21 protein-coding genes and 1 pseudogene are annotated in these 24,818 nt (G+C 63.0%); 8 read left to right on the top strand and 14 right to left on the bottom strand.

What is annotated here, in order from left to right; genetic code table 11:
- On the bottom strand, window positions 1-2,295 hold a 2,295-nt coding region (locus GWE18_RS14165; protein WP_275186327.1), incomplete at its 3' end, for a caspase family protein.
- 241 nt (window positions 2,296-2,536) lie between these two features.
- Between GWE18_RS14165 and GWE18_RS14160 the strand changes: the two genes are divergently transcribed.
- Window positions 2,537-3,004 carry a YbaK/EbsC family protein gene (locus GWE18_RS14160; protein WP_275186326.1) on the top strand — a complete coding sequence of 156 codons (468 nt, stop codon included), beginning with the start codon at window positions 2,537-2,539 and terminating at the stop codon, window positions 3,002-3,004.
- 124 nt (window positions 3,005-3,128) lie between these two features.
- Here the strand turns inward: GWE18_RS14160 and GWE18_RS14155 are convergent, their stop codons facing one another.
- From GWE18_RS14155 to GWE18_RS14135, 5 genes and pseudogenes are all read right to left on the bottom strand, one after another.
- A complete protein-coding gene (locus GWE18_RS14155) occupies window positions 3,129-3,548 on the bottom strand; it encodes a CBS domain-containing protein (protein ID WP_275186325.1) in 420 nt (139 codons plus the stop codon).
- Window positions 3,549-3,753: 205 nt separating this feature from the next.
- A pseudogene (locus tag GWE18_RS14150) lies at window positions 3,754-4,089 on the bottom strand (aldehyde dehydrogenase family protein); the annotation flags it as partial.
- A 51-nt stretch (window positions 4,090-4,140) separates the two neighbouring features.
- Window positions 4,141-4,875, bottom strand: a complete 735-nt coding sequence (locus tag GWE18_RS14145; RefSeq protein WP_275186324.1) for a carbonic anhydrase — start codon at window positions 4,873-4,875, stop codon at window positions 4,141-4,143.
- A 222-nt stretch (window positions 4,876-5,097) separates the two neighbouring features.
- Complete coding sequence (dnaE, locus tag GWE18_RS14140) at window positions 5,098-8,607, bottom strand: DNA polymerase III subunit alpha (RefSeq protein WP_275186323.1); 3,510 nt, start codon at window positions 8,605-8,607, stop codon at window positions 5,098-5,100.
- 469 nt (window positions 8,608-9,076) lie between these two features.
- On the bottom strand, window positions 9,077-9,820 hold the full coding sequence (locus tag GWE18_RS14135) for an outer membrane beta-barrel protein (RefSeq protein ID WP_275186322.1): 744 nt from the start codon (window positions 9,818-9,820) through the stop codon (window positions 9,077-9,079).
- 297 nt (window positions 9,821-10,117) lie between these two features.
- Here GWE18_RS14135 and GWE18_RS14130 point away from each other — a divergent pair, with 297 nt between their 5' ends.
- The 3 genes from GWE18_RS14130 to GWE18_RS14120 all read left to right on the top strand — a co-directional run bounded on the left by GWE18_RS14130 (window position 10,118) and on the right by GWE18_RS14120 (window position 11,200).
- Entirely contained in the window at window positions 10,118-10,411 is a 294-nt protein-coding gene (locus GWE18_RS14130) for a DUF3551 domain-containing protein (protein WP_275186321.1), read from the top strand.
- A gap of 157 nt (window positions 10,412-10,568) precedes the next feature.
- Window positions 10,569-10,838 carry a DUF3551 domain-containing protein gene (locus GWE18_RS14125; RefSeq protein ID WP_275186320.1) on the top strand — a complete coding sequence of 90 codons (270 nt, stop codon included), beginning with the start codon at window positions 10,569-10,571 and terminating at the stop codon, window positions 10,836-10,838.
- A 107-nt stretch (window positions 10,839-10,945) separates the two neighbouring features.
- Window positions 10,946-11,200 carry a DUF3551 domain-containing protein gene (locus tag GWE18_RS14120; protein ID WP_275186319.1) on the top strand — a complete coding sequence of 85 codons (255 nt, stop codon included), beginning with the start codon at window positions 10,946-10,948 and terminating at the stop codon, window positions 11,198-11,200.
- Between the two features lie 6 nt (window positions 11,201-11,206).
- Here the strand turns inward: GWE18_RS14120 and GWE18_RS14115 are convergent, their stop codons facing one another.
- The 8 genes from GWE18_RS14115 to GWE18_RS14080 all read right to left on the bottom strand — a co-directional run bounded on the left by GWE18_RS14115 (window position 11,207) and on the right by GWE18_RS14080 (window position 20,137).
- On the bottom strand, window positions 11,207-11,905 hold the full coding sequence (locus GWE18_RS14115) for an ABC transporter ATP-binding protein (protein WP_275186348.1): 699 nt from the start codon (window positions 11,903-11,905) through the stop codon (window positions 11,207-11,209).
- 7 nt (window positions 11,906-11,912) lie between these two features.
- Window positions 11,913-13,193, bottom strand: a complete 1,281-nt coding sequence (locus GWE18_RS14110) for a lipoprotein-releasing ABC transporter permease subunit (RefSeq protein ID WP_275186318.1) — start codon at window positions 13,191-13,193, stop codon at window positions 11,913-11,915.
- A 69-nt stretch (window positions 13,194-13,262) separates the two neighbouring features.
- On the bottom strand, window positions 13,263-14,582 hold the full coding sequence (gene proS / locus GWE18_RS14105) for a proline--tRNA ligase (protein ID WP_275186317.1): 1,320 nt from the start codon (window positions 14,580-14,582) through the stop codon (window positions 13,263-13,265).
- A gap of 344 nt (window positions 14,583-14,926) precedes the next feature.
- Window positions 14,927-15,430, bottom strand: coding sequence for a copper chaperone PCu(A)C (locus GWE18_RS14100; protein WP_275186316.1), 504 nt, complete (start codon window positions 15,428-15,430; stop codon window positions 14,927-14,929).
- A 110-nt stretch (window positions 15,431-15,540) separates the two neighbouring features.
- Window positions 15,541-16,047: a TlpA disulfide reductase family protein gene (locus GWE18_RS14095; protein ID WP_275186315.1), complete on the bottom strand. Its 507-nt coding sequence runs from the start codon at window positions 16,045-16,047 to the stop codon at window positions 15,541-15,543.
- Window positions 16,044-17,258 carry a sialidase family protein gene (locus tag GWE18_RS14090; RefSeq protein WP_275186314.1) on the bottom strand — a complete coding sequence of 405 codons (1,215 nt, stop codon included), beginning with the start codon at window positions 17,256-17,258 and terminating at the stop codon, window positions 16,044-16,046. Before GWE18_RS14090 ends, GWE18_RS14095 begins: the two co-directional genes overlap by 4 nt.
- A 29-nt stretch (window positions 17,259-17,287) precedes the next feature.
- Entirely contained in the window at window positions 17,288-19,672 is a 2,385-nt protein-coding gene (locus tag GWE18_RS14085; protein WP_275186313.1) for a TonB-dependent receptor, read from the bottom strand.
- Window positions 19,673-19,765: 93 nt separating this feature from the next.
- Window positions 19,766-20,137: a DUF2946 domain-containing protein gene (locus GWE18_RS14080; RefSeq protein ID WP_275186312.1), complete on the bottom strand. Its 372-nt coding sequence runs from the start codon at window positions 20,135-20,137 to the stop codon at window positions 19,766-19,768.
- A 463-nt stretch (window positions 20,138-20,600) separates the two neighbouring features.
- Here GWE18_RS14080 and GWE18_RS14075 point away from each other — a divergent pair, with 463 nt between their 5' ends.
- From GWE18_RS14075 to GWE18_RS14060, 4 genes are all read left to right on the top strand, one after another.
- On the top strand, window positions 20,601-21,008 hold the full coding sequence (locus GWE18_RS14075) for a globin (RefSeq protein ID WP_275186311.1): 408 nt from the start codon (window positions 20,601-20,603) through the stop codon (window positions 21,006-21,008).
- A 160-nt stretch (window positions 21,009-21,168) separates the two neighbouring features.
- On the top strand, window positions 21,169-22,188 hold the full coding sequence (locus GWE18_RS14070; RefSeq protein ID WP_057849641.1) for a sugar ABC transporter substrate-binding protein: 1,020 nt from the start codon (window positions 21,169-21,171) through the stop codon (window positions 22,186-22,188).
- Between the two features lie 6 nt (window positions 22,189-22,194).
- Window positions 22,195-23,697, top strand: a complete 1,503-nt coding sequence (locus tag GWE18_RS14065) for a sugar ABC transporter ATP-binding protein (RefSeq protein WP_275186310.1) — start codon at window positions 22,195-22,197, stop codon at window positions 23,695-23,697.
- Between the two features lie 10 nt (window positions 23,698-23,707).
- Entirely contained in the window at window positions 23,708-24,745 is a 1,038-nt protein-coding gene (locus tag GWE18_RS14060) for an ABC transporter permease (protein WP_275186309.1), read from the top strand.
- Window positions 24,746-24,818: the final 73 nt, after the last annotated feature.

Genomic DNA, 24,818 nt, shown 5'->3' with positions numbered 1-24,818 from the left:
CCTTGGCGGAGGCGGCGGCGCAGCCATGCGCGGAGGTGGCGGGGGTGGAGCTGCCATCCTTGGCGGAGGCGATGGCGCGGCCATACGTGCAGGCGGCGGAGGCGGCGCGGCCATCCTCGGTGCAGGCGGTGGCGCAGCCATCCGCGGCGGCGGAGGTGTCGGAGCGACGCGGGCCGCCGGCGGTGATGGCCTTGCCACCTGCACAGCCGACGGGGGCGGCGCGGCTCGCCGCATTTCGGGCTGCAATTGAGGTTTCGGAGCAACCGCAGCGGTAGGCTTTGGCGGCGCGGCGGCACTGGGCGGCGGCGCGCCGACCCTAGGCTGCTGGCCAGCCGGAGCCGTCGGAGCAGTCGCCCCGATGGCGGGCCTGGAGCCGGTAGCCGCGCTGGGTGCAGCCGGCGCGGCCGATCCCGGACGCGGCGCGCCCGGCGCAAGCCGTGCGTTCGGATTCACAGCCCCTGGTGATACCGCAGCGCTTGGAGGCGCGGGTGGCGCGCCCCTGGCGCCTGGAACCGGCAGGGCATTGGTCCTCGGCAAGGGCTGGGTCGATGGCAGCGCGGCCGGCACATTCGCCGGCTGTGGCGCAGTCGGCCGCCCGGCCTGTCCCGCCGGAGTGCCGGGCAAACCGGTTCTCACGGCAGGATTGATCGTGGCACTCGGCGGTACCGGCGCTTTGCCCTGCTGGATCAGCGTGGCCCTTTGCGCGACCGCGGGCGGCAACGTCGGCGTGGCCCCGCCAACCTGCCCCGGCGCGACAGTCGCGGCCGGGGAGCCGGGGCGTCCGATAGGCCCGGCGCCGGGCGCGGCACCAGGTCTGGCGCCCAGCCCTGCCGCCGGCGAAACCGGCTGCGGCGGCCTGTTGATGACGTTGTTGATGACCGCCCTGTTGTGGATGTTGGCAAAGATGATGTTGTTCGGCGGCGGCGCCACATAGCGCGGAGGCCTTACATAGACCGGTATCGGCACAAAGATCGGCTGCGGCAGGATGAACAGCCCGATCGGCGGCGGCGGCGGCTCCAATACCACGAAATCATCCGGCGGCGGCGGCAGGTAGTAGACCGGCGCCGGTGGCGGCGGCACGAAGTCGAACTCGGGATCGCTGAAGGCCAGCACCGGACGATCGACATAGATGAACTCTTCCGGCGGTGGCGGCGGCACGTCGTAGTCGATGACGTCAAATGTCGGCGGCGGCTCGAGCGGCGCGGTGAGAATGGCAAGACGGCGGCGCGCGTCGGCAGCATGAGGCCCGCGCGGGTAGCGTTGCAGATACGACCAATAGGCATTCGGGGTATCGGCACGGTAGGTACGGCGCCACGTGATCGCTTCGCGCCGCGCAGCTGCGATCGCCCTCACCCGCTTTGCCATGGGATCGTCGGGATAGGCAGCGAGAAAGTCCTCATAGGCCGGCAGCGTGTCGCGCTCCAGCGCCGCGGCATAGGCTTCCTGCACGCCGAGATCGCGGATCGGCTTGCTGCGGATGGCGGCGACCTGATCCGGCGGCGGCGCGGCGGGCGCATCCGGTTCGCGCTCGAAGAACGTAAAGGCCGCATCGACCTTCTGGCTGTCCCAGGGCACCTGCGCGCCCTTGCTGGCTTCGTTGACGCGAAGCCGCAGGCGATTGAAAACCTCCGGCAGCGGCAATCCGCCGGTCCGGATCATCTCGGCGAGCGACTGGGCGTAGATGCCGTATGGTCCCTGCTCGGCCGGCGCCACGGTTCCAGGCGCGGCGTTGAAGGCGATCAGCATGTGCGGGTCCGCCTCGACCAAAGCGAGACCGCTTGCGATCTGTCCGCCGACGAACGGCTGCTGCCGCGCCGCGTCCAGCACGACGATTCCGACCTTCAACGGAAGCGAGGCGAGTTGACGGATGTAGTCGCCGGTCCGCAGCGCCTCGATCGGAACATCGGCATCGCGGTTGATCGCGGAATCGACCGGCACGAAATAGTTCTCGCCCGCCAGTTGCAGCCCGTAACCGGCCAGATACACCATCGCGACCGTGTCCGGCCCCGAGCTTTCGGCTTTCTGGATAAAGTCGCGGAAACTCTTGCGCAGCGTATCGCCATCGAGATCGCGGGCACCGATCACGTCGAAGCCGGCCGCCTGCAAGGTCTGCGCGATCAGACCGGCATCGTTGGACGCCGTCGCGAGCGGCGATTTCGCATAGGCGGCATTGCCGACCACCAGCGCAATACGCTTTTCCGGCTGCTGCGCGGCGGCGGCACTCAAATAGCCCACCAAGCCGGACATTGCGACGAGACACACCGAGAGGATCGACAGACTTCTTGATAACCGCATGGGATCCCACCCTGTCGCCGCCCGCACGCCGCATGGAACGCGCGTTGAGATGAATATTTCTTGAATAATTGCGCTCTCAGCAAGGCATCGTATCCGCTTCGCCCGGTTCCGGCATCGAAATTCATTGTCGCGGCCGCCTGGCAGGCGTATCCTTTCGATCAGATCGTGTTCGCCCGCATCGTGAGGCGACTGCGCGAGTTCCTCCCGGTGTGCGAATTGCCCATTCAATGGAGGAGCCGCCATGACCGTTTCCCCGACACTACAGAAGTACTTGGATCAAAGCGTCACGTACGATCTAATCCCTCATGCTCGTACGGCGTCATCGACGCGCACAGCCGAAGCCTGCCACGTGCCGGGCGATGCGCTGGCCAAGGCGGTCGTGCTGCGCCGTGACGGCGGTTACATGATGGCCGTTCTTCCGGCCTCCCGTCACCTGCATCTATCAGCCCTGAGAAGTCAGCTCGGCCACAAGGTCGACCTGGCGAGCGAGAAGGAGATCGCGGAGCTGTTTGTCGACTGCGACATTGGAGCCATCCCGCCGGTTGGCGAGTGCTATGGGCTCGACGTCATCGTCGACGACAGCATCGATCCGCGACGGGAAATCTACATGGAAGGCGGCGATCACGCCACGCTGATCCGGATGGATGGCGAGCAGTTCGCGCGATTGACGGCGAAGGCCTGGCGCGGCCACTTCAGCACGCACGATTGAGTCCGCTCGATCTGGCCGACTGTTCGGGCACGATCGAGTGCCTTCAAGCAGGACACCCGCGCCTGTTCGTGGGTGAACGGGCGCGAGCCGTTCAAGACGTCTCGATCGCAAGCGGGCCGCCGCTTCAGTGATGGGCGGCAACGCTCTTCACGCACCCGGCCAGCAAATCACCCGACGTAGAATGGCTGATGTCGCCCAGGCTGATCATGCCGACCAACCGTTTGCTCTTGTTGATCACCGGCAACCTGCGGACCTGCAGCGTCTCCATGTGATGCACCGCCTTGGCAAGGTCATCGTCCTCGCGACAGCAATGGATGCCTTCGGTCATGACGTCGCGCGCCTGGGCGCGGCTGGCATCGAAGCCGTTGCCCGCAAGCCCTTTGCAGACGATGTCGCGATCGGTCACCATTCCGACCAGCTTGTCGTCCTCTCCGATCGGAATGCAGCCGATGTCATGTTCGCGCATCAGCTTCGCGATTTCGGTGATAGGCGTGTCGGGGCTGACCCAGTCGACGCCTTTGTGCATCGCGTCTTTGACTTTCATGGCGGACCTCCGTAACTGCGATTTCAGTGATAATCACGTGATGCAGCACAGCTCCCCCTTTGTTTGATTATACGCCGGAACGGCTGGGGCGGAATCGCAAAAGCAATGACAACTTCTTGAACTCGGCGATAAGTGTCCGTAGCGCGCAGACCGAAGCGGGTCCGCGCGTTACGCCATCGCCCAAGTAAGAGCAGGTCAGGACAGATCAGAAGAAGCCGAGCTTCTTCGGGCTGTAGCTGACCAAGAGGTTCTTGGTCTGCTGGTAGTGGTCCAGCATCATCTTGTGGGTCTCGCGGCCGCCACCCGATCGCTTGTAACCGCCGAACGCGGCGTGTGCCGGATAGGCGTGATAGCAATTGGTCCAGACCCGGCCGGCCTGGATGGCGCGGCCGAAACGGTGCAGCCGGCTTGCATCGCGGCTCCAGATACGGGCGCCGAGACCGTAGAGCGTGTCGTTGGCGATCACGAGTGCCTCGTCGTCATCCCTGAAGGTCGTGACCGAAACGACCGGTCCGAATATCTCCTCCTGGAAGACCCGCATCTAGCGCGGTGCTGGGCACGGCGGAGCGCGCCGCGCCCATCCCGCCTCCGGTCAGCTCAACAGCTCGACCTTGCCGGTTGCGAGGCGATAGATGCCGCCGACTACTTTGAGCTTGTTCTGCTCGACGGCTGCGTTAAGGATCGGTGCAGCCGATTTCAGCTTGGCGACGTTATCAATCACGTTCTGGCGGATGGCGTTGTCGAGCGCATTGCCGCTCTGCTGTGCTGACGCCTTCACAGAAGGCGCAATCGCGGCCACCAGAGACGGAATGTGCCCCGGTGGCGGCTTGTCGTCCTTCAGGGATTTGATCGTGGCGTCGACCGCTCCACAATTGTCATGACCGAGCACGAGTATCATCGGCGTGCCGAGCACGGCGACGGTATATTCCATGCTGGCAACCGTATCGTCATTGGCGAAATTGCCGGCCACGCGGCAGACGAAGAGATCGCCGCGCGCGCTATCGAAGGCATATTCGGGCGCTATGCGCGAATCGGCGCAGCTCAGAACGGCCGCGTAAGGGTTCTGACCTCCGACCAACGCTTCCCGTTCATGCTTGAAGTCGTGACGCCGCGACGTGCCGTCAACATAGCGCGCATTTCCTCCCATCAATTTCTTGAGGGCGGCATCCGGCGACAACACATTCTGCGGCTTGGGAGGGGTCTTCGTATCCTTGGCGTTAGCTGCGTCGGCGAGCATCAGCCCAAGCGTCGAGGCCGCGAAGAGGACCACGGAACGCCGCGAAGGCGCCAGCGGATGAAGCTGATCTGGGGAGCATTTTTCGCACATTGCATTTCTCCTTGCCTCTTGCGGCTTGCGGCGTCCAAGTCGCTGACGCCTGATCATAACGGTTATGGTTGTGCGGCGAAACTTTCGCGGAAACAGGATGGTCAAGATTTTTTATTCTTAAGTCGCCGCAACAGATGCGAGGTGCGCACAATTGACCGTTGGCAGAGGCGAACTCTCACCAGGTTCGAAGATGTCGGCGGGCGCCATGTCGAGGCGTTGGGGCTACAGCGTCTGCACGTCCACCACGCCCGCAACCGCCTTGATCGCACCCGCAATCTGCGGCGAGACCTTGAAGCGCCCGGGCAGTTTCATTTCCACCTCGGTCTGGAGGTCGAGCATGATGACGAGCGAGACGTCGCCATCGGCACCGCCCGATGGCGCGGGCGCAGGCTTGGCCGGCAGGCCCTTTGCGGGACCGCCCGATGCGCTGGCTTCCGGCATGTTGAGCCGCCGCGCGATCGAATCCAGCGGCTTGGTGTCGCGAACGAAAATCCGCAGGCCTTTCTGGGTTTTCGCCGCGGCGTCATCCAGCGGTTCGGCATGCAGCACGCGCGCCCGCACGTCCTCGCCCTGCAGCTCGGCGCCGAGCTGCAGCAATACGGCAGCCCCCGGCTCCAAGACGTCGCGATATTGCGCAAGGCCTTCCGAAAACAGCACGGCCTCGAAATGCCCGGTCGGGTCGGATAGCCCCATGATGCCCATCTTGTTGCCGGTCTTGGTGCGCCGCTCCATCCGTGACACCACCGTCGCCGCGACCCTGCCCGCGGTCGCGCCGGTTTTGACGGCGCGCGAGAATTCCGCCCATGACTGCACCCGCAGCCGTTTCAACACGGTCGCGTAATCGTCGAGCGGATGGCCGGACAGGAAGAAGCCGACGGCATCGTATTCGCGGCGGAGTTTCTCGGCCGGCAACCACGGTTCGATCTGCGGCAACATGATGGTCGGCGCGTCGGACGCATTGCCGAACATGTCGTTCTGGCCGATCGTTGCGGCCTCGTGGCTGCGCTGACAGGCAGCGAGAATCGCGTCCGCCCCGGCAAAGACGCGGGCACGGTTGGCCTCGAGCGTGTCGAAGGCGCCGGCGGCAGCTAGGCTTTCGATCACCCTCTTGTTGATGGCGCGCGGATTGACCCGTGCCGCGAAGTCGGCGAGTGAGGTGAACGCGCCCTTGCGCCGCTCTTCGACGATCAACTCCACCGCCTGCGGACCGACGCCCTTGAGCGCGGCCAGCGCGTAATAGATGGTGTTCTCGCCGACCTCGAAGGTAGCGCCCGAGCGGTTGATATTCGGCGCCTCGACCTTGATGCCGAGCCGCTGCGCCTCGGCGCGAAATTCCGAGAGCTTGTCGGTGTTGTTGAGTTCGAGCGTCATCGACGCCGCCAAAAACTCCACCGGGTAATGCGCCTTCATATAGGCGGTGTGGTAGGATACCAGCGCATAGGCCGCGGCGTGGCTCTTGTTGAAGCCGTAGTCGGCGAATTTTGCGAGCAGTTCGAAGATCGTGTCGGCCTGCCCCTTCGGCACGCCGTTCTTGACCGCGCCGGCAACGAAGATCGCGCGCTGCTTCTCCATCTCGGCGCGGATTTTCTTGCCCATCGCGCGGCGCAGCAGGTCGGCGTCGCCGAGCGAATAGCCGGCCATCACCTGCGCGATCTGCATCACCTGTTCCTGGTAGATGATAACGCCGAACGTCTCCTTCAGGATCGGCTCCAGGATCGGATGCAGATATTCCGGCTCCTCGTCGCCGTGCTTGCGCGCGCAATAGGTCGGGATGTTCGCCATCGGGCCCGGCCGATAGAGCGCCACCAGCGCGATGATGTCTTCGAAACGGTCGGGCCGCATGTCGATCAGCGCCCGCCGCATGCCCTGGCTTTCCACCTGGAACACGCCGACCACATCGCCGCGCGCCAGCATCTGGTAGCTCGGGGCATCGTCGATCGGCAGCGTCGGCAGATCGACATGGATGTTGCGTTGCCTGAGCAGCTTCACCGCGACATCGAGCACGGTGAGCGTCTTCAGGCCGAGGAAGTCGAACTTCACCAGCCCGGCCGGTTCGACCCATTTCATGTTGAACTGGGTCACCGGCATATCGGATTTGGGATCGCGATAGAGGGGCACCAGTTCGCTGAGCGGCCGGTCGCCGATCACGATGCCGGCGGCATGGGTCGAGGCGTGGCGCGTCAGGCCTTCAAGGCGCTGGGCGATATCGAAGGCGCGCGCCACCACCGGGTCCTCGTCGCGGAACGCCTGCAGCTTTGGTTCGCCCTCGATCGCCTGCGCCAGCGTCACCGGCGCCGCCGGATTTTGCGGCACCAGTTTTGTCAGTTTATCGACCTGGCCGTACGGCATCTGCAGCACACGGCCGACGTCGCGCAGCACGCCCCTCGCCTGCAAGGTACCGAAGGTGATGATCTGCGCCACCTGATCGCGGCCGTAGCGCTGCTGCACGTAGTCGATCACTTCCCCGCGGCGGTCCTGGCAGAAGTCGATGTCGAAGTCCGGCATCGACACGCGCTCGGGATTGAGGAAGCGCTCGAACAGCAGGCCGAAGCGGATCGGATCGAGGTCGGTAATCGTCAGCGCATAGGCGACCAGCGAGCCGGCGCCGGAGCCGCGGCCAGGACCGACCGGAATGTCGTGGGCCTTGGCCCATTTGATGAAGTCCGAGACGATCAGGAAGTAGCCCGCATAGTTCATGCGGTTGATCACGTCGATCTCGAAGGCGAGGCGCTTCTGGTACTCCTCTTCTGTCGTACCTGGCGCCAAGCCATGAACCCGTAGACGCCTTGCGAGCCCCTCCTCGGCCTGGCGCTTCAGCTCCGCAGCTTCCTCGGTCGCCGCATCGGAGCCCGAGCCGGCGCCGACCGTGAAGCGCGGCAGGATCGGCTTTCGCGTCTTCGGGCGAAACGAGCAGCGCTCCGCGATCTCGACGGTCGAGGCCAGCGCTTCCGGGATATCGGCGAACAGCACCGCCATCTCGGCGCGGGTCTTGAAGCGGTGATCGGGCGTGAGCTGCTCGCGGTCGGTCTCGGCAATCAGCTTGCCGCCGGCGATGCACAGCAGCGCGTCATGGGCTTCATAGTCGTCGTTCGATGCGAAATACGGCTCGTTGGTTGCGACCAGCGGCAGGCCCTTGGCGTAGGCGAGATCGATCAGGCCGGTCTCAGTGCGGCGCTCCTTGTCGATGCCGTGGCGCTGCAATTCGATATAAAGGCGATCGCCGAACAGGCTCGCCAGGCGGTCGCAACGGCTTGCTGCGAGTGCTGCATGATCGGCATGCAGCGCCAGCGAGATCGGGCCGTCGGGGCCGCCGGTCAGCGCGATCAAATCCTCGGCATCGCCTTCCAGCCATTCGAGCTTGATATGCGGGGACTGATGGACCGGTGTTTCGAGAAACGCCCGCGAGTTCAGCCGCATCAGGCTGCGGTAGCCGCGCTCGCGCGCCGCCAGCAGCACGATACGCGAGGGTGCCGCGGCCATCGCATTGCGCGCGTTCGGGTCCTGGTCGCCGAAATCGACGGCGAGCTCGCAGCCGACGATCGGCTGGATGCCGTAGCCGGCCATCTTGTCGGAGAATTCCAGTGCCCCGAACATGTTGTCGGTATCGGTCAGCGCCAAGGCCGGCTGGCGATCGGCTTTCGCCAGTTCGCCCAGCTTGGCGATCTTGATCGAGCCCTTCAGCAGCGAATACGCCGAATGAACGTGGAGATGAACGAATCCGGCACTGGACATGGTTGCTTAACGGGCTCTTGCATCATGGTGGGGAACGATCGCGGGCCGCTGATGCGCGCCGACTCGCCGGCCGCAATGGTGATGCCTCGGCCTTGCCGAGTCCACGCGGAACGCAGCCTCCGCGCCCGCCATCCGGCTTTTCCCCAACCCGTCCACTGGACGGCCCGGGTCAGGTTTCCGACCCGCATCAAAGCTGCGGAATCACCTGCGCCCAAACTGCGATCATCCCGACAAACAGCGTAATCGACGCCAGCGCCGCCGCTTCTTCCACGAACATCCGCAACATGGTCCGACTCCCTACGGTTCGAGAACATATGAGGAACAATGTTCCTTTTTTGTTCTAGGAGTCAAGGCCCGTCTCACGGCATCTTCTGCGACAATTCCCGTTTGGTTAACCCGGAAGCCCGCCGCAATAAAAAAGCCCCGGGCAACGCCCGGGGCCTCGATGATTCGCGAGAATCGCGAAAGATCAGTATCGCGCGATGGTCGGGCCGCCGAACTTGTAGTTCAGGCGGGCGGTGACGAGATCGACGTCCTGGCTGATGCGGTCGGTACCCACGAAGCCGCCAGCCGGATTGGTGAAGGTGTAGGTACGGTCCTGCATGAACAGGTGATTGTACTCGACGCCAACCGACCAGTTCGGGGCGAAGGCGTATTCGAGGCCTGCGCCGATCGTGCCGCCCCAGCGGGTGTCATCGCCGGTGACGCCAATGGTCGCGCCAGCGAAGTTGGTGATGCGGTAGCTATTCGAGGTCACCGCAGCACCGCCCTTGACGTAGAGCAGGACGTTGTTGACGGCATAACCAACCTGACCGGTGAACAGGCCGAACGCATCGACGTTCGTGTGGTTGCGAGTAGCGAACACCTGGCTCAAGTTGCTGCCCGAGAGGTCGGCCCAGTTGCCCTGGGCTTCAACGCCGAACACCCAGGTGCCAGCCTGCCAGCGATAGCCGATCTGACCACCGACCGTTCCGCCAGTCGCATCATGGGAGCCCTCGGGGCCGACGAGACCAGAAGGCGGAACCGAATCCCACTCGTTGCGGCTCGAACCCCAGCCGCCGTTCGCACCGATGTAGAAACCGGTCCAATCATACACAGCAGCGACCATCGGGGGCGCCTTGGTGTAAGGGCGCGCAGCGAGATCAGCAGCAACAGCCGGCGCAGCCGCGCCGAGCGCGATCAGACTGGCCGTAACAAGCAAAACCTTCTTCATTCTTTATTCCCATTCCTTTTTGACAGCCCCCAAGGCCGCGGCATGCTCATAGCATCGTCAGCTCGAATTGCTGTAACCTCACTGCAACAACTCCCACGAAACGGCCCCAGTGTGGACGCAAGTTAATGTTGTGTTGCAGGCGTTTTTCGAAACTTTGCTCCGGAGCTCGCCGCAAAAAATCACATTTAGTTGTGTGGCGGTAATGCAAGGTGGAACGGGTTGACGAAATTGCGCAGGTGCGGCTTGTGTCGATGAAAATGGAACGGCGAAGCCGTCATACTCATGAAGGAGATTCGAATGCGTAGAGCGATTCTGGCCGTGCTGGCCGCGAGCGGATTGGCAGCGCTCGGCGCCGCGCCTGCCGAAGCGGTCGGCACCCGATATCCGTTCTGCCTTCAGGGAGACGAGTATCCGGCGCTGAGCCACTGCACTTTCACCAGTTACGAGCAGTGCCAGGCGACCGCATCGGGACGCTTTCTCTATTGCATCGCCAATCCCTATTATGTCGGCGCGAGTGAACCGCCGCCCGCGGCCTATCGCCCGCTGCCGGGCCGCACGCTGCCGCCCGCCCCCGGCTACGGCAGATACTGAGCGGCGGCGCCGTTCACCGTCGAGACACTCCGCACGCGAGCCCTCTGCACGCCGGCACTTGGCTGCGCGCGAACGTGATTTGACGCCGGCGCGCGGCGAATGTCTGCTGGCCTATTATGCAGATGCGGACCGATCGCAGTTCTCAAGGGAGATTCGGATGCGTATTTTTGCTTTGGCTATTTTGACAATCGGAGCGGCCTCGGCAGTGGCACCGGCGCAGGCACAGACTTACGATCCCCGCTATCCAGTTTGCCTGCATGTTTATAACAGGGGGATCAACTACTACGAATGTGCCTATACCTCCCTGCCTCAATGCAACATGTCGGCGTCGGGCCGCTCGGCGCAATGCGAGATCAATCCGTATTTCGCACATGCATCGCAAGAACCGTCGGCACGCCGCTACAAGCGTTACCGCAACGGCTACTGAACGGGAGCCCTTTGTAGCGCGCGAACGTGATTTGACGCCGGAGCGCGTCGAATATCTGCTGGCCGTCTGCACATGCGGACCGATCGCACGTCTCAAGGGAGATTTTGATGCGCATTCCGGTTTTGGCGATCCTGGCGATTGCAACGATCTCCGCTTCGGCGCCGGCTCGGGCGCAGACCTACGGCTCCGACTATCCGGTCTGCCTGCGCGTCTACGGCCCGGCCACCTACTACGAGTGCCGTTATACGTCGCTGTCGCAGTGTAATCTGTCCGCCTCGGGGCGCGCGGCACAATGCGTGCCCAATCCCTACGCGTCGAACGCCTATCAGGATCGGCCGGTGCGCAAGCGCGGCGTTTACTGAACGCCGCTACTCCATTTCGACGACCCGGCCATCGACCAGCGACACCCGCCGGTCCATCCGGCCGGCAAGCTCCATGTTGTGGGTGGCGATCAGCATCGCGACCTGCGTCGCCTTCACGAGCTGCATCAGCGCGTTGAACACATGATCGGCGGTATGCGGATCGAGATTTCCGGTCGGCTCGTCGGCCAATAGCGCGCGCGGCGCGTTGGCCACCGCGCGCGCAATAGCGACGCGCTGCTGTTCGCCGCCGGAAAGTTCGGCCGGCCGGTGCGTGATGCGGTCGCCGAGGCCGAGATAGGCGAGGATTTCCTCCGAACGCTTGATGGTCTCGGACCTTTTGAGGCCGCGGATCATCTGCGGCAGCATGACGTTTTCGAGCGCGGTGAATTCCGGCAGCAGCCGGTGCGACTGATAGACGAAGCCGATGTCGGAGCGCCGGATCTGGGTGCGGTCGATGTCGGACAATTGCGAGGTCGGCGTGCCCGCGACATAGACCTCGCCGTCATCCGGACTCTCGAGCAGGCCTGCGATGTGCAGCAGCGTCGATTTGCCCGAACCCGACGGCGCCACCAGCGCCACCGATTGCCCCGCCCACAGCGCGAGCTTGGCGCCGTTGAGAATGGTCAACGTCGCCTCACCCTGCCTGTACTCGCGTTTTATCTCGTGGAGATAGATAACCGGTACATCTTCCGCCTCCTCGGCCATCGCGTCCTCACTCATACCGGAGCGCGTCGACGGGATCGAGGCGCGCGGCGCGCCACGACGGATAGAGCGTCGCCAGGAACGACAGCGTCAGCGCCATGATCACGACCGCGGTGGTCTCGCCGAAATCGATCTCGGCCGGAAGCCTGGAGAGGAAATAGAGTTCCGGCGAGAACAATTCGGTGTTGGTCATCCAGGACAGGAACTGCCGGATCGATTCGATGTTCAGGCAGATCAGCATGCCGACGAAGAATCCGGTCAGCGTGCCGACCACGCCGATCGCCGCCCCCGTGATCAGGAATATCCGCATGATCGAGCCTTGCGAGGCGCCCATCGTGCGCAGGATGGCGATGTCCTGCCCCTTGTCCTTGACCAGCATGATCAGGCCGGAGACGATGTTGAGCGCGGCAACCAGCACGATCATGGTCAGGATCAAAAACATCACGTTGCGCTCGACCTGAAGCGCGTTGAAGAAGGTCGAATTGCGCTGCCGCCAGTCGACCAGGAACACCGGCCGCCCGGCCGCCTCCGTCACGCTCTTGCGGAACGCGTCGATTCGATCGGGATTTGTAGTGAACACCTCGATCGCGGTCACGTCGTCCTTGCGGTTGAAATAGGCCTGGGACTCCGGCAGCGGCATGAACACGAAGCTGGCGTCATATTCGGACATGCCGATCTCGAACACGGCCGCCACCTTGTAAGGCTTGATACGCGGCGTGGTTCCCATCGGGGTCACCGCACCCTTGGGCGCGACCAGCGTGATGGTGTCGCCGGCGTGCAGCGACAATTGATCGGCGAGCCGGCGTCCGATGATGACGCCCTGCCCCTCGTCAAAACCTTCCATCGTGCCCTGTTTGATGTTCTTGGCGATCGAGGTGAGGTTGTTCAGGTCCGCAGAGCGCATACCACGCACCAGCACGCCGGCGGCGTTGAAGGCCGAGGACGCCAGCGCCTGACCGTCCACGACCGGCGCGGCAAGGCGGATGCCGTCGACCTGGCTGATGCGCTCGGCGACGTCCTTCCAGTCGGTCAGCGGCGATTCCAGCGGTTGTATCAGGAGATGGCCGTTCAGCCCGAGGATCTTGTCCAGAAGTTCCTTGCGGAAGCCGTTCATCACGGCCATCACGATGATCAGCGTGGCGACGCCGAGCATAATGCCGAGGAACGAAAAGCCGGCGATGACCGAAATGAAGCCTTCCTTGCGACGCGCACGCAGGTATCGCCCGGACAGCAGCCATTCGAAGGGCGCAAAGGGCGGAGTTCGGGCTGTCTCGTTCATGGTCTCATCCATTACTCGATAATCCCATGATTCGGGCCAAATGTGGCCTTATTGGCCAACATTCCCGCCGCGGTGGATATGTTATCCCGCGATCTTCGCCACCACTTCAGCCGGGCTGAGATTCTCGCGCGAACCGTCGCTGCGCCGCTTGATCTCGAGCTTGCCCTCGGCGAGGCCCTTCGGCCCCACCAGAATCTGCCAGGGGATGCCGATCAGGTCGGCGGCGGCGAACTTCGCTCCCGCACGCTGGTCGGTATCGTCATAGAGCACGTCGACGCCCTTGGCCTGAAGCTCCCGATAAAGCTTCTCGCACGCGCCGTCGACGGCCGCATCGCCCTGCTTCAAGTTCAAGATCACGGCGGTGAATGGCGCCACGGCTTCCGGCCATTTGATGCCGGCATCATCGTGACAGGCCTCGATGATGGCGCCAACCAGGCGCGAGACGCCGACGCCGTAGGAACCGCCATGGATCGGCACGTCGACGCCGTCGGGGCCTGCGACCAGCGCCTTCATCGCATCGGAATATTTGGTGCCGAAGTAGAAGATCTGACCGACCTCGATGCCGCGGGTATTGACGCGCTTGTCTGCCGGCACTTCGCGTTCGTAGCGCGCGGCATCGTGGACGTCCTCGGTCGCTGCATAGACCGACGTCCACTGCTTGATGATGTCAGTGAGATCGCCATCATAATCGACATCGTCGGGCGGGATCGGCAGGTTGAGCACATCGCTGTTGCAGAACACGCCGGACTCGCCGGTTTCCGCCAGCACGATGAATTCGTGGCTGAGATCGCCGCCGATCGGGCCGGTCTCGGCGCGCATCGGGATCGCCTTCAGTCCCATCCGCGCGAAGGTGCGCAGATAGGCGACGAACATCCGGTTATAGGAACGGCGCGCCGCCGCCTCGTCGATGTCGAAGGAATAAGCGTCCTTCATCAGGAATTCGCGGCCGCGCATCACGCCGAAACGCGGACGCTGCTCGTCGCGGAACTTCCACTGGATGTGATAGAGGTTCAGCGGCAGGTTCCTGTAGGATTTCACATAAGCGCGGAAGATCTCGGTGATCATTTCCTCGTTGGTCGGCCCGTACAGCAATTCGCGCTTGTGGCGGTCCGCGATGCGCAGCATCTCCGGACCGTAGGCGTCATAGCGGCCGCTCTCGCGCCAGAGGTCGGCGAGCTGCAGCGTCGGCATCAACAGTTCCAGCGCACCGGCGCGGTCCTGTTCCTCACGAACGATCTGTTCGATTTTCTTCAGGACTCGAAAGCCCAGCGGGAGCCAGGCGTAAATGCCGGCCGCCTCCTGCCGCATCATGCCTGCGCGCAGCATCAGGCGATGCGAGACGATCTCCGCCTCTTTCGGATTCTCTTTCAGGATGGGCAGAAAAAACCGCGACAATCGCATAGGTCAACTCGAGGAATCAGTGGGATACCGGAAGAGGTGCAGTGAAACCGGATCGGGTGCGAAAATACAAGGCCAGGCCCGGTGAAAAGCGGCCGGAAAGGCGGATTTTCGGGCCGTTTTTAGGCCTCCTGGTCCTCATGCCTTCACAACGGCGTCATACCCCGCGAAGGCGTTCGTAGGATGGGTGGAGCGAAAGCGATACCCATCGATGCCGGCAGCACCGGTTCATGCGATGATGGGCTTCGCGGAGTTTATCATCGGGCCGGGCCCGCGGCCGGACCCGTTGGCTCTACCACAAGCGCTCCTTTGGGGGCGTGATCAACAACCAGGCTATCGTCGCCTCTCTACTTCTTCATGCCGGAGTGATCGTGCTTCATTTCACCAGCGGGGCCCTGCGCACCAACGCCCTGCACGTCGAGCGACAGCGTCACCTTGCCGGCCTTCTCGAATTCGAGCGTGAGCGGCACCTTGTCGCCCTTCTTGAGCGGCGTCTTCAGATCCATCAGCATCAAATGGTAGCCGCCCGGCGCGAGCTTGACCGTCTTGCCCGGCTCGATCGGCAATCCCTTGTCGAGCGGACGCATAGTCATGACACCGTTGTTCATCGCCATCTCGTGAATCTCGACCTTGCCGGCGAAATCGCCGGAGCCGCTGATCAGGCGGTCGGGCGCAGCGCCCTTGTTCTCGATCGTGAGAAAGCCACCCGCAATCTTCGCGCCGCCAGGCGTCGCGCGACTCCAGGCTTGCGTAATGACGAGCTCGCCGGCCTTGACCTCCTGGGCGTGCGCGGGCGCACCCACGAGGGCAAACAGGGCGGCGAAGGCGAAGAGTTGCAGAACAGGTTTCATCGTATGTCTTTCGATTTATGAAAGTATGGCCGGCACAGCGGACGACCAAGCCCGCTGTTGCCTTAACTTGAGAACGCAACGTAAGTATTCACAATAGCGGGAGCGCGTCTTTATTTGCTCGCGACCTTTTGCTGGTCCAGCCATTTTTCGAGGTCCGGTATTTCGGCCGAACCTTCGATCGTGGTGACGGTTCCGTCCCGCCCGATCAGCAGCGTGCGCGGGATCTCGCCCTGCCAGGCCGGGTCGATCTCGAACCGGAGGCGTTCGACAAAACCGTCGCTGAAAATCCAGTTCTCCGCCGACCCCAGGCCGGCCTTGTCCAGCATCGCGCGCGTTGGGCCGGGCAGATTCGGAACGAGATCGGCGCTGATCATCACGACGTCGAGCTCGGAATGATCCTTCATGAATTGTCCGAGCAGCGGCAATTCGATCTTGCAAGGGCCGCAGGTAACTCCCCAGAAATGCACCAGCGTCGGACGCCCGGCGTGCGAACGCAGCACGTCCTGCCAGCTTCCCCGCACGAACGGCTTCAGCGTGAACTCGGAAGGCGCCTCGGCTCCCGGCACGGCGGCCAGGGAGACAATGAGGAATATCACAGCCAGCAGGCAGCGTTTCATGATCCGTCTCCGATCGGCAGAAGGCGATATCCGTCGGCCTTGGTCATCCAGGAAAGATAGACTTTCTGTCCGTCGCTGACCAGCAACGGGTGGTCGGACGTATCCGTCGTCGTGGCGATCGCGACAGGCTTTGACCAGCTCTTGCCCTCATCATGCGACGTCATCGCATTGACCGCGGTCTTCTCGCCGTCGAACTCCTTCCAGACCATGGTGGCGCCGCGCGCGCCCGTCAGCACGTACGGCCGCGTGGGATTGCGATCGGCGCGGCCAAGCGGAAGCGGATCGGAAAACGTCCGGCCCTCGTCATTCGAGCGGGCGTAGAACAGCCCCTTGCGTGCCTTGCCGTTGGTGTACCAGGTGACGTGATGGGTCCCTGCAGGCGAGATCGAAAGACTGGGCCCATGATGTGGGCATGCTGCGATCTGCCAATTGTCGTTGCTGACACGGCGAAGCTCGCCCGGCGCCCCCGGATCGGTGAACGTCATGACCGCGTGATCCCGCACACCGCCTTCGAAGATATTTCTGAACACGACCGCGGGACGGCCGGGGCCGGCGAACGCGAGGCCAAGCCGGCAGCATTCGCAGGTGTTGTCGGCCGCCAGCCGCGCCTCGGCATAGGTCGCCCCGCCGTCTTTCGACGACGCGAAGAACAGCGCTGCCCCCTCATACTTCTTTCCGCTCTGCTGCCCAGGCACGCGGTTGCGCTTGTCGATCCAGGCCGCAAACACCGAACCATCAGCATCGAGGCCGAGCGCCACAAAGCGCTGACTCTCGTTGCTCGACGTGATCGGCCGCAACTCGGCAAAGCTCTGGCCGCCGTCGGTCGAACGGGTGGCGAGCACCTGGCCGTTGAACGCCTTGTCCCGGAAGGTCGAAAACGCCAGTGCGATACCGCCGCTTTTCTCGACGACGATCTGGGGACGGGCATCGGGGCCCCAATCAAGGTTGAGCTTATCCTTCGTTACCTGAACCGCCGTCGAAAAGCTGCGTCCCTGATCCTTCGAACTCGCCACCGATATACGGCCCCCCGCCATCCAGGCGAGCCACAGCGTTCCATCTGACGCGAAGGTCGGCGTGACCTTCGACGCGCAGCGCAAGTCGACCTCCTCGCATGCCGCTTCCGAAGCGTGATGATGATGGCTCATTTGCGCTTGCGCTGTGGTTTGGCAAAGCGAGAAAGCGAGCGTCGCGATGAGGCTCATTCGCAGCATGGCTTTACTCCTCCTGCGTTGTTGTCCGGTCATTTGAACGCCAGCTTCATGCCGGCGAAGAATGCGCGCGGGGAACCCGCGTAGATCGAGCCGGTCGTGTTCGCCAGTACGTTCGCTAGACTTGGAGCACCAGCGGTCGTGACCGAGTTCGCGATATTATTTGCGGAAGCCACATAGGTCCGGTCAAACACGTTCCTGACTTCGACATACATGCTCAACGACTTGAAATAGTCGGACACGAGGTCTGTGTTGTAGTGGACGTTGAGATTGACCAGTTCGTAACCGGGCGCCTTCAAGAGATTGGCGTTGTCCATGTAGAACGAATCCTTCCACTGAACTTCGACGAACGCCCCGAGCCCTGCCAGCGGCCCCCACATCTGCTCATAGCCAAGACGCGCCGTCAGTTCGTGCGGCGAGATGCCGGGAATCTTGTTGCCAGCACGGTTGAAGCTGAACGTCGCGCCGTTGATGATATTCTCGGTGTACTCTGTATAGACCTCGTCGAGATAGGTGTACGCCGCCGTGAATCGCCAGCCCGGAAGGAACTTCCAGTCCGCGGCCAGTTCGACACCCCGATGCTCCGATCGCGGCGCATTGAAGGTGTAACTTGCATTGGGGGCGCCGACCTGCGTGGCCTGCGTAACCAGCTCGTTCTTGAAGAATTCGTAGAAGCCGGTCGCGCTGAATTTGAGCGTGTTGTTCGGCGTCCAGTCAAACCCGAGGTCGTAACCGAGGTTCTGCTGCGTCTTTAGCTGCGTGTTGTTGCCGTTCTGACCGTTCGAGAGGACGAAGAGGTTGCCAACCTGCGGTGTGCCGTATCCGGTGGCGACGCGTGCCCTGAACAGCCACTCGCTGTTCAGTTTGTAGAGCAGCGCGAGTTCGGGCGCTGTGTTCTGGAATTGGCGGTCGGCGACTATCGGCACTCCCGGCGTTGCTATGGGGACATTGGGCGTGCCGTAGGTGTAAGAGGTGTTGATTCCCTTCAGATGCGTGGTTTCCCATCCGATGCCGGCGATCGCCGTCAGGTTCGGCGTCAGCTTGAGTTCCTCGCGCGCGCGAACGCCGTAGTTCGACGTATCGCTGAAGGTGTTGCTCGCGAGAAGGCCGAGCTTTGCATTGCCTCCCGGCATGACGTTGCGGTTGTCGCTCGACGCCGTCAGCGTGTTGTAGAACGCGCCAAAGTACGTCGTCGATTCCATGCCGAGGATTTCGCCGCGCTTGGTGACGTCGCTCATGTAGTTGTAAGACGGGAAATCGCCGATGGCGCTGGTGGCGCCGGTCGGCTGATTGATGTTCCGATCGTCGAACACGAACTGGTTGCGCCAGGTCGTCGTATTGTCGAAGTCGTGCTCCCATCTGCCGCCGACGATGGTGCGGCGATCGTCGCGGCCGAGCCCGGCTTGCACAGCGGTGATCGGAGTCCTTGTACCGTTGAAGCCGTTGTTGAGGAGGTTAACTGAGGCGCAGCCGGCAACACCGGCCATATCGCACCCCGCCTGGAAGGGATTCTGATAATACTGGTTGAGCGACAGCCGGATCGGAAGGCGGGCGTCGAGGTTGTTGTTGATGAACTTGACGGTAAAGCGGTCGTCAGGCGTCGCGTGCAGCGTGCCGAGGAAATTCACCGTCTGGGTATTGAACCAGCTATTCTGGATAAATCCGTCGCCGCGCGCATCGCTCGCAAACAGCGAGCCCTCGAAATTGCCGACCTTCTTGCCGTAGGCCAGATAATTGTTGAGGTAACCAAAACTGCCGCCATCGACGCCGTATTCGGCGCCGTCGATCGTGCCGCCCGGGCGGGTGCGGAAATTCAGCGCGCCGCCGGTCGCATAGTTGCCATAGAGCGCCGACGACGGCCCCCGGATGACATCGATCGCGCCATAGGCCTTGGGATCGATCAGGTCGCTGCGGGAAAGCCCGTCCGGCTGCGTGACCGGAAAGCCGTCGTCGAAGATTACGAGATTGCGGATGCCGAAGCCGTTTCGGGCGTTGGAGCCGCGGATCGAGATGCCGACATCGCGCGGCCCGTTGCCCTGCTTCACTGAGATGCCGGGGCTCTCGCGCAGCACGTCGGCAATGGAGAACGCTGGCCGGTTGTCGAACTGGCTGCGATCAATGGTCGTCTCGGTCTGGCCGTTGGGCGCCTGGTAGAGCAGCGCACGCGCCACGCTCGGCGTAATTCCGGCGGTCAGCGAGGCGGCAGGCGCGGGATTGGCCGAAGGCGGCCTCGCCTGGTTTCTTGCAGCGGCGCGAACGGCCGGCTTGCGGGCCGCAGGTCTGGCGGTCGCGCCGCGCGGCGCATCGACGGTCACGGCCGGCAGCGCCGTCTGGGCATTCGCGTTCGACGGCATGAGGGATAGCGCACTGCCAAGTACAAGCAGGCTCGCGCTTCCCACGGCACGATGGGGATACATAAGACATTCCTGACGCCAGCTCTTTGGCCGGCTAGCTAAATTGAACGAACTGGCACGGCCGCGGCCGCACCATTTGACAAAGGTCAAGTGAGGTCAGGAAATGGAGGGAGGCGCACGCGCCTGCGCGTGGCTGCCGGCGCGAGCGTTTGTCAGCCGGCAAGCAAAGTCGAACCAGGCCACCTGCTCGGCAACCCGATCGATGTCGATCGCCGCAGTCTGCGGCACGTCGACCGGCGCACCGGTCTGCAGCACGCTGCAAACCGAACAGCATCCGTCATGGGCGCGATGGTTGGCCTGGTCAGCCTGCCCGGCATCGGGGGCGCTGTTGCCATGGCAGATGATGGCGCCAGCGAGCGGATCGGAGGCCGCGATGCTCGCCGCCCAGCATGCGCCGATGGGTGCAAAAATTTGCACCACCAGGGCAATCAGGACAATTGGCAGAAAATTCTTCAGCCGGCGGCGCATCACAATCCCATCCGCTTCAGACCTTAATTACCATGAGAGTCTGAAGTCGAGATCAAGTTCCCGGAATTATGTTGCAGCTTCAAGGAGAGATGCTGGCGAAAAGCGATGCGTTTTGCAGCATTTGGAGGGCGCCCTACCCCAATACCAAGCCTCGGGCGTATTGCAGCTAAATCCACAACCGCGAGTAGCAAATTCCCAATCATTTCGCAGAGTGCTGGAATTTTGAACAAACGTTGCCGAAAATGGTGACAAGACGAAAAAGATGGTCTACCAATTCAACCTCAGGCTGGCCGAGAGGCTCAAGCTTGGTGGTCCAAGTCTCGGGAGGAGCCCTGACGCGCACAAGCAGCGTCGCCTCGACAATCAAGAGCAAATCTCACTTTTCGAGGAAATTAAGGGTCGACACAATTTTTGAGCAGGGCTTGGCGCCCTGCTCTTTTTTTTGAGACGATCGCAAACGACAATGACAGCATCGTCAAATCCAATCGAGCGAAGTTTTGAACTGGCCGCGGCGCGCTGCGAGGATCTGACGCCGCTGGTCTATCGCCGGCTGTTCGACGCGCATCCCGAAGCACGGACAATGTTCCGGACCGAAGGCAGCGAACTCGTCAAGGGTTCGATGCTGGCACTCACGATCGACGCCATCCTGGATTTTGCTGGCGAACGCAGCGGCCATTTCCGCCTGATCACATCCGAAGTTTCTTCGCACGACGCCTATGGCACCCCGCGTGAATTGTTCGTGGCGTTCTTCAGCATCCTTGCGCAGACTCTGCGCGACATCGTCGGAGCCGACTGGTCGGACGAAATCGATACAGCATGGCGAAACCTGCTCGGGGAGATCGAGGGTCTCGTTGCAGCGCAGTGTGAATGACGCACTCTGATCACGGCCGATTGGCCGCAAGGATTCCTTGAAAGATTCCTTGGACGGCATTGTTGCAGCAAACGCGCGGAGTGTGAAAGACTGCCTCGATCCGCGGTGCGTGCAATCGACGCCGTCGGCGATAACAAATGAACAAGCGAGGGAGCAAACGATGTCCGGGACTGACAAATCCGTAACGACCAGGCGCGACCTTCTTCAGGCAGCAGGCGCGGCAGGCGCAGCGACCGCCCTGCTCGGGGGACTGGGCATCAATCCGGCGCTGGCGGCGGCCGCACGTTCTGAAAAGCCGTTGAAGGCCGCGTTCTCCAATGCGGGCCTGCAGGCGACCTGGTGCGCCCAGGGCAAGCAGGCGGCGGAATGGTGGGGCAAGCTGTTCAACGTCGAGGTCACCTGGTTCGACGGCCAGCTCGACGCGGTCAAGCAGCGTGCGGCGATCGACAACATGGCCTCGCAGAAATGGGATTTCGTCGCCATCCAGGCCTTCGGCATCGGCACGCTGACCCAGCCGGTGCAGAAGATGATCGATGCCGGCATCCCCGTGATCGACATGGATACGCTGATCGCCCCGCTCGACCAGATCAAGGTTCATTCCTTCCTGGCGCCCGACAATGAATTCATGGGCGCTTCGGTGACGCAGGCGCTTTGCAACGCGATGGGCGGCAAGGGTAAGATCATCATGACGCAGGGCGCGCTCGGCCATACCGGCGCGCAGGGCCGCGCCAAGGGCTTCAACACGGTGGTGAAGCAATTCCCCAACATCGAGGTGCTCGACACCCAGCCGGCGGATTGGGACGTTTCGAAGACAGCTCGGTTATGGGAGACCTATTTGACGAAGCACCCGCAGATCGATGCGGCGTTCTTCCACAACGACGACATGGCGCTGGCCGCCTACAACATCATGAAGGCGCGTAACCGCACCAACATCCTGATCGGCGGCGTCGACGCCATGCCGCCTGCGATCCAGGCGGTGAGCGAAGGCCGCATGTTCGCGACCGTCCGCAATCCCTCCTGCCGCATCCATGGCGGCGCCATCATCGCCGGCGTCGCCGCGGTGACCGCGGGCGAGAAGAGCGGACAGGGCATCCCGAAGCATGTGATCACGGACGGCCCGGTGGTGACGAAAGCCAACGCGGCCGGCATGCAATGGATGGAGGATCACTTCCTGATCTGAATCAGCATGCAATCGGCACGTCAGCCCATCCTCGAACTGCACGAGATCACGAAGGCCTTCGGCGGTGTCGAGGCCCTTCGTGGAGTCGACTTCGCGCTCACCGCCGGCGAGATCCATGGTCTCGTCGGCGAGAACGGCGCGGGGAAAAGTACGCTGATGAAGATCATCGCCGGCGTGCATGCGGATTTTTCCGGCCGGTTCGTCCTGGACGGCCGGGAGACCCGATTTCGATCGGTGCGCGACGCGCATGCAGCCGGCATCGCGATGGTTCATCAGGAACTCAGCGTCGCGCCGGACCTGACGGTAGCCGAGAACGTGTTTCTGGGCAGCCAGCCGACCAACCGCCTCGGCCTCGTGCAATGGCGCCGCATGGCGCGGGAGGCGGGCGAGCAGCTGAAGCGGTTCGGCATCGATGTCGACCCGATGTCTCGGCTCGGCGACCTGCCGATCGGCCTGCAGCAACTGATCGAGATCGCCCGCGTGCTGTTCTCGGGCGCCCGCATCATCATTCTCGACGAGCCGACCTCGGCGCTGTCACCGCCCGAAGTGGAGCGCCTGTTCGCGACCTTGCGGCAATTGCGGGACGAAGGCACCAGCATCGTGTTCATCTCCCATTTCATCGAGGACATCCTGCGCGTCTCTGACGTCGTCACGGTGTTCCGCAACGGCCGGAAGGTCGCGGAGGCCGCCGCCTCGGAGACGAGCAAGCTGGCACTAATCGAGGCGATGATAGGCAAGGGCCGCGAGGCCTTGGAAGAAACCTACACCCACGACATCATGTTGCCGCCGCCGACCGATCAGCCGGTGGTGCTGAACGCAAACGGGCTGACGCTGGCGGGCCGCCTGCGCGAGGTTTCATTCGAGGCCCGCGCCGGCGAAGTGCTCGGCATCTACGGCTTCATGGGATGCGGACAGCTCGAGCTGGCGCGGATCCTGTTCGGCAAAATAAAGCCCGATATCGGCACGCTCGCGGTCGCGGGCAACCAGAAGGCCTTCCGCAGCACAGCGGATGCCAGGCGTTCCGGAATCGCGTTCGTGCCCGAGAGCCGGCGCGACATGCTGTTCCACCAGGAGCCGGTCTACAAGAACATCTCGATCAGCGTCCTCGATCGCATTTCATCCCTGCTGCTCAAGCCGTCGCGCGAACGCGCGATCGCCACGCGGCAGGTCGACCAATTGCGGATCCGCCCGGCAGCGGTCGAGCTCGATCTCGGCATGCTGTCCGGCGGCAATCAGCAGAAGGTGGCGCTGGCGAAATGGCTGAGCTACCCGCCGCGGCTATTGGTGCTATGCGAGCCGACCCGCGGCATGGACGTCGGCGCCAAGAACGACGTCATCCACATCGTCAGAGATCTGCGCGCCAAGGGACTCGCCATCATCGTGCTCTCCACCGAGCCGGAGACGGTGCTGTCGCTCGCCGACCGTGTCATCGTGCTCAAGCGCGGCGCGGTGGTGCGGGAATTTGCCAACGAACAGATCAGCAAGGACCGCCTCTTGGAAGCGGCATGAGGAGACCGACATGACTTCAGGTGAAAGCGTGACAGTCGCGGCTCCAGATCGCAAGCGCCCGCACCGGCTCGCCGCGATGCTGCGGTCCCAGATGCGCAACATCGCGCCGTTCCTGACGCTGATTTGCCTGTTCGGCTTCTTCGCGGCCGCCAGCCCGTCGTTTGCGACGCTGGACAATTTCGGCAACATCCTCACCCAGATTTCGGTCACCGGCATTATCGCCGTCGGCCTCACTTTCGTGATCCTGTGCGCAGAAATCGACCTGTCGATCGCCGCTATCGCCAACGTCACCGGCATTGCGGTCGCCTATTTCACGCTGCAGGAATCCTACGTCAACATCGCCAACGTGCCGATGCCCGGATGGGCCGCGATCCTCTTGGCGCTGGCGCTTTGCGCCCTGCTTGGCCTCGTCAACGCCTTCGGGCTGACGGTGATCGGCATCCCCTCCTTCATCATGACGCTGGCAATGATGCAGATCGCGGCCGGCATCTCTGCGCTGTTGGTGCGCGGGCAGATCGCCTACAAGGTGCCCCCGCTGGTCACGACGCTGGGATCGACATCGATCGGCGGCATTCCCTGGATCGTGATCGTAGCGGCCCTGATGCTGCTCGGCGGCCATCTGGTGCTGACCTACACCCGCTTCGGCCGCTACGTCTACATGGTCGGCGGAAACCGCGAGGCGGCGGAATATTCCGGGCTCAACGTCAAGCTGATCCTCGGCAGCGTCATGGTCATTTCGGCCGTGTGCGCCGGCATCGGCGGCATGCTTGGGGTAGCGCATTTCGGCAGCGCCCAGCAAAATGAGTTCGACACGTATCTGTTGGATTCGATCGCCGCGGTGGTCGTCGGCGGCACCAGTCTCTTTGGCGGCCGCGGCGGCATCGGCAACACCATCGTCGGCCTGTTCGTGCTCGGCGTCCTCAACAACGGCCTCGATCACGTCAACATCGACAGCTTCCTGAAGATTTTGATCCGCGGCCTGATCCTGCTGGCGGCGCTCGTGATCAACGTCTATGCGCAGCGATTGCGGGAGCGGACGGCGGACTAACACACGCTCGCTAAATCGGTCCTTGGGACAGTCGCCCTGCAGCGACCGATGCGAAACGCGTTTGATGCAGCCA

Source organism: Bradyrhizobium sp. CSA112 (assembly GCF_029051645.1).
GTDB lineage: Bacteria > Pseudomonadota > Alphaproteobacteria > Rhizobiales > Xanthobacteraceae > Bradyrhizobium.
Note: the sequence above shows the minus strand (reverse complement) of the source record. Positions and strands in the feature narration are given on the sequence as shown.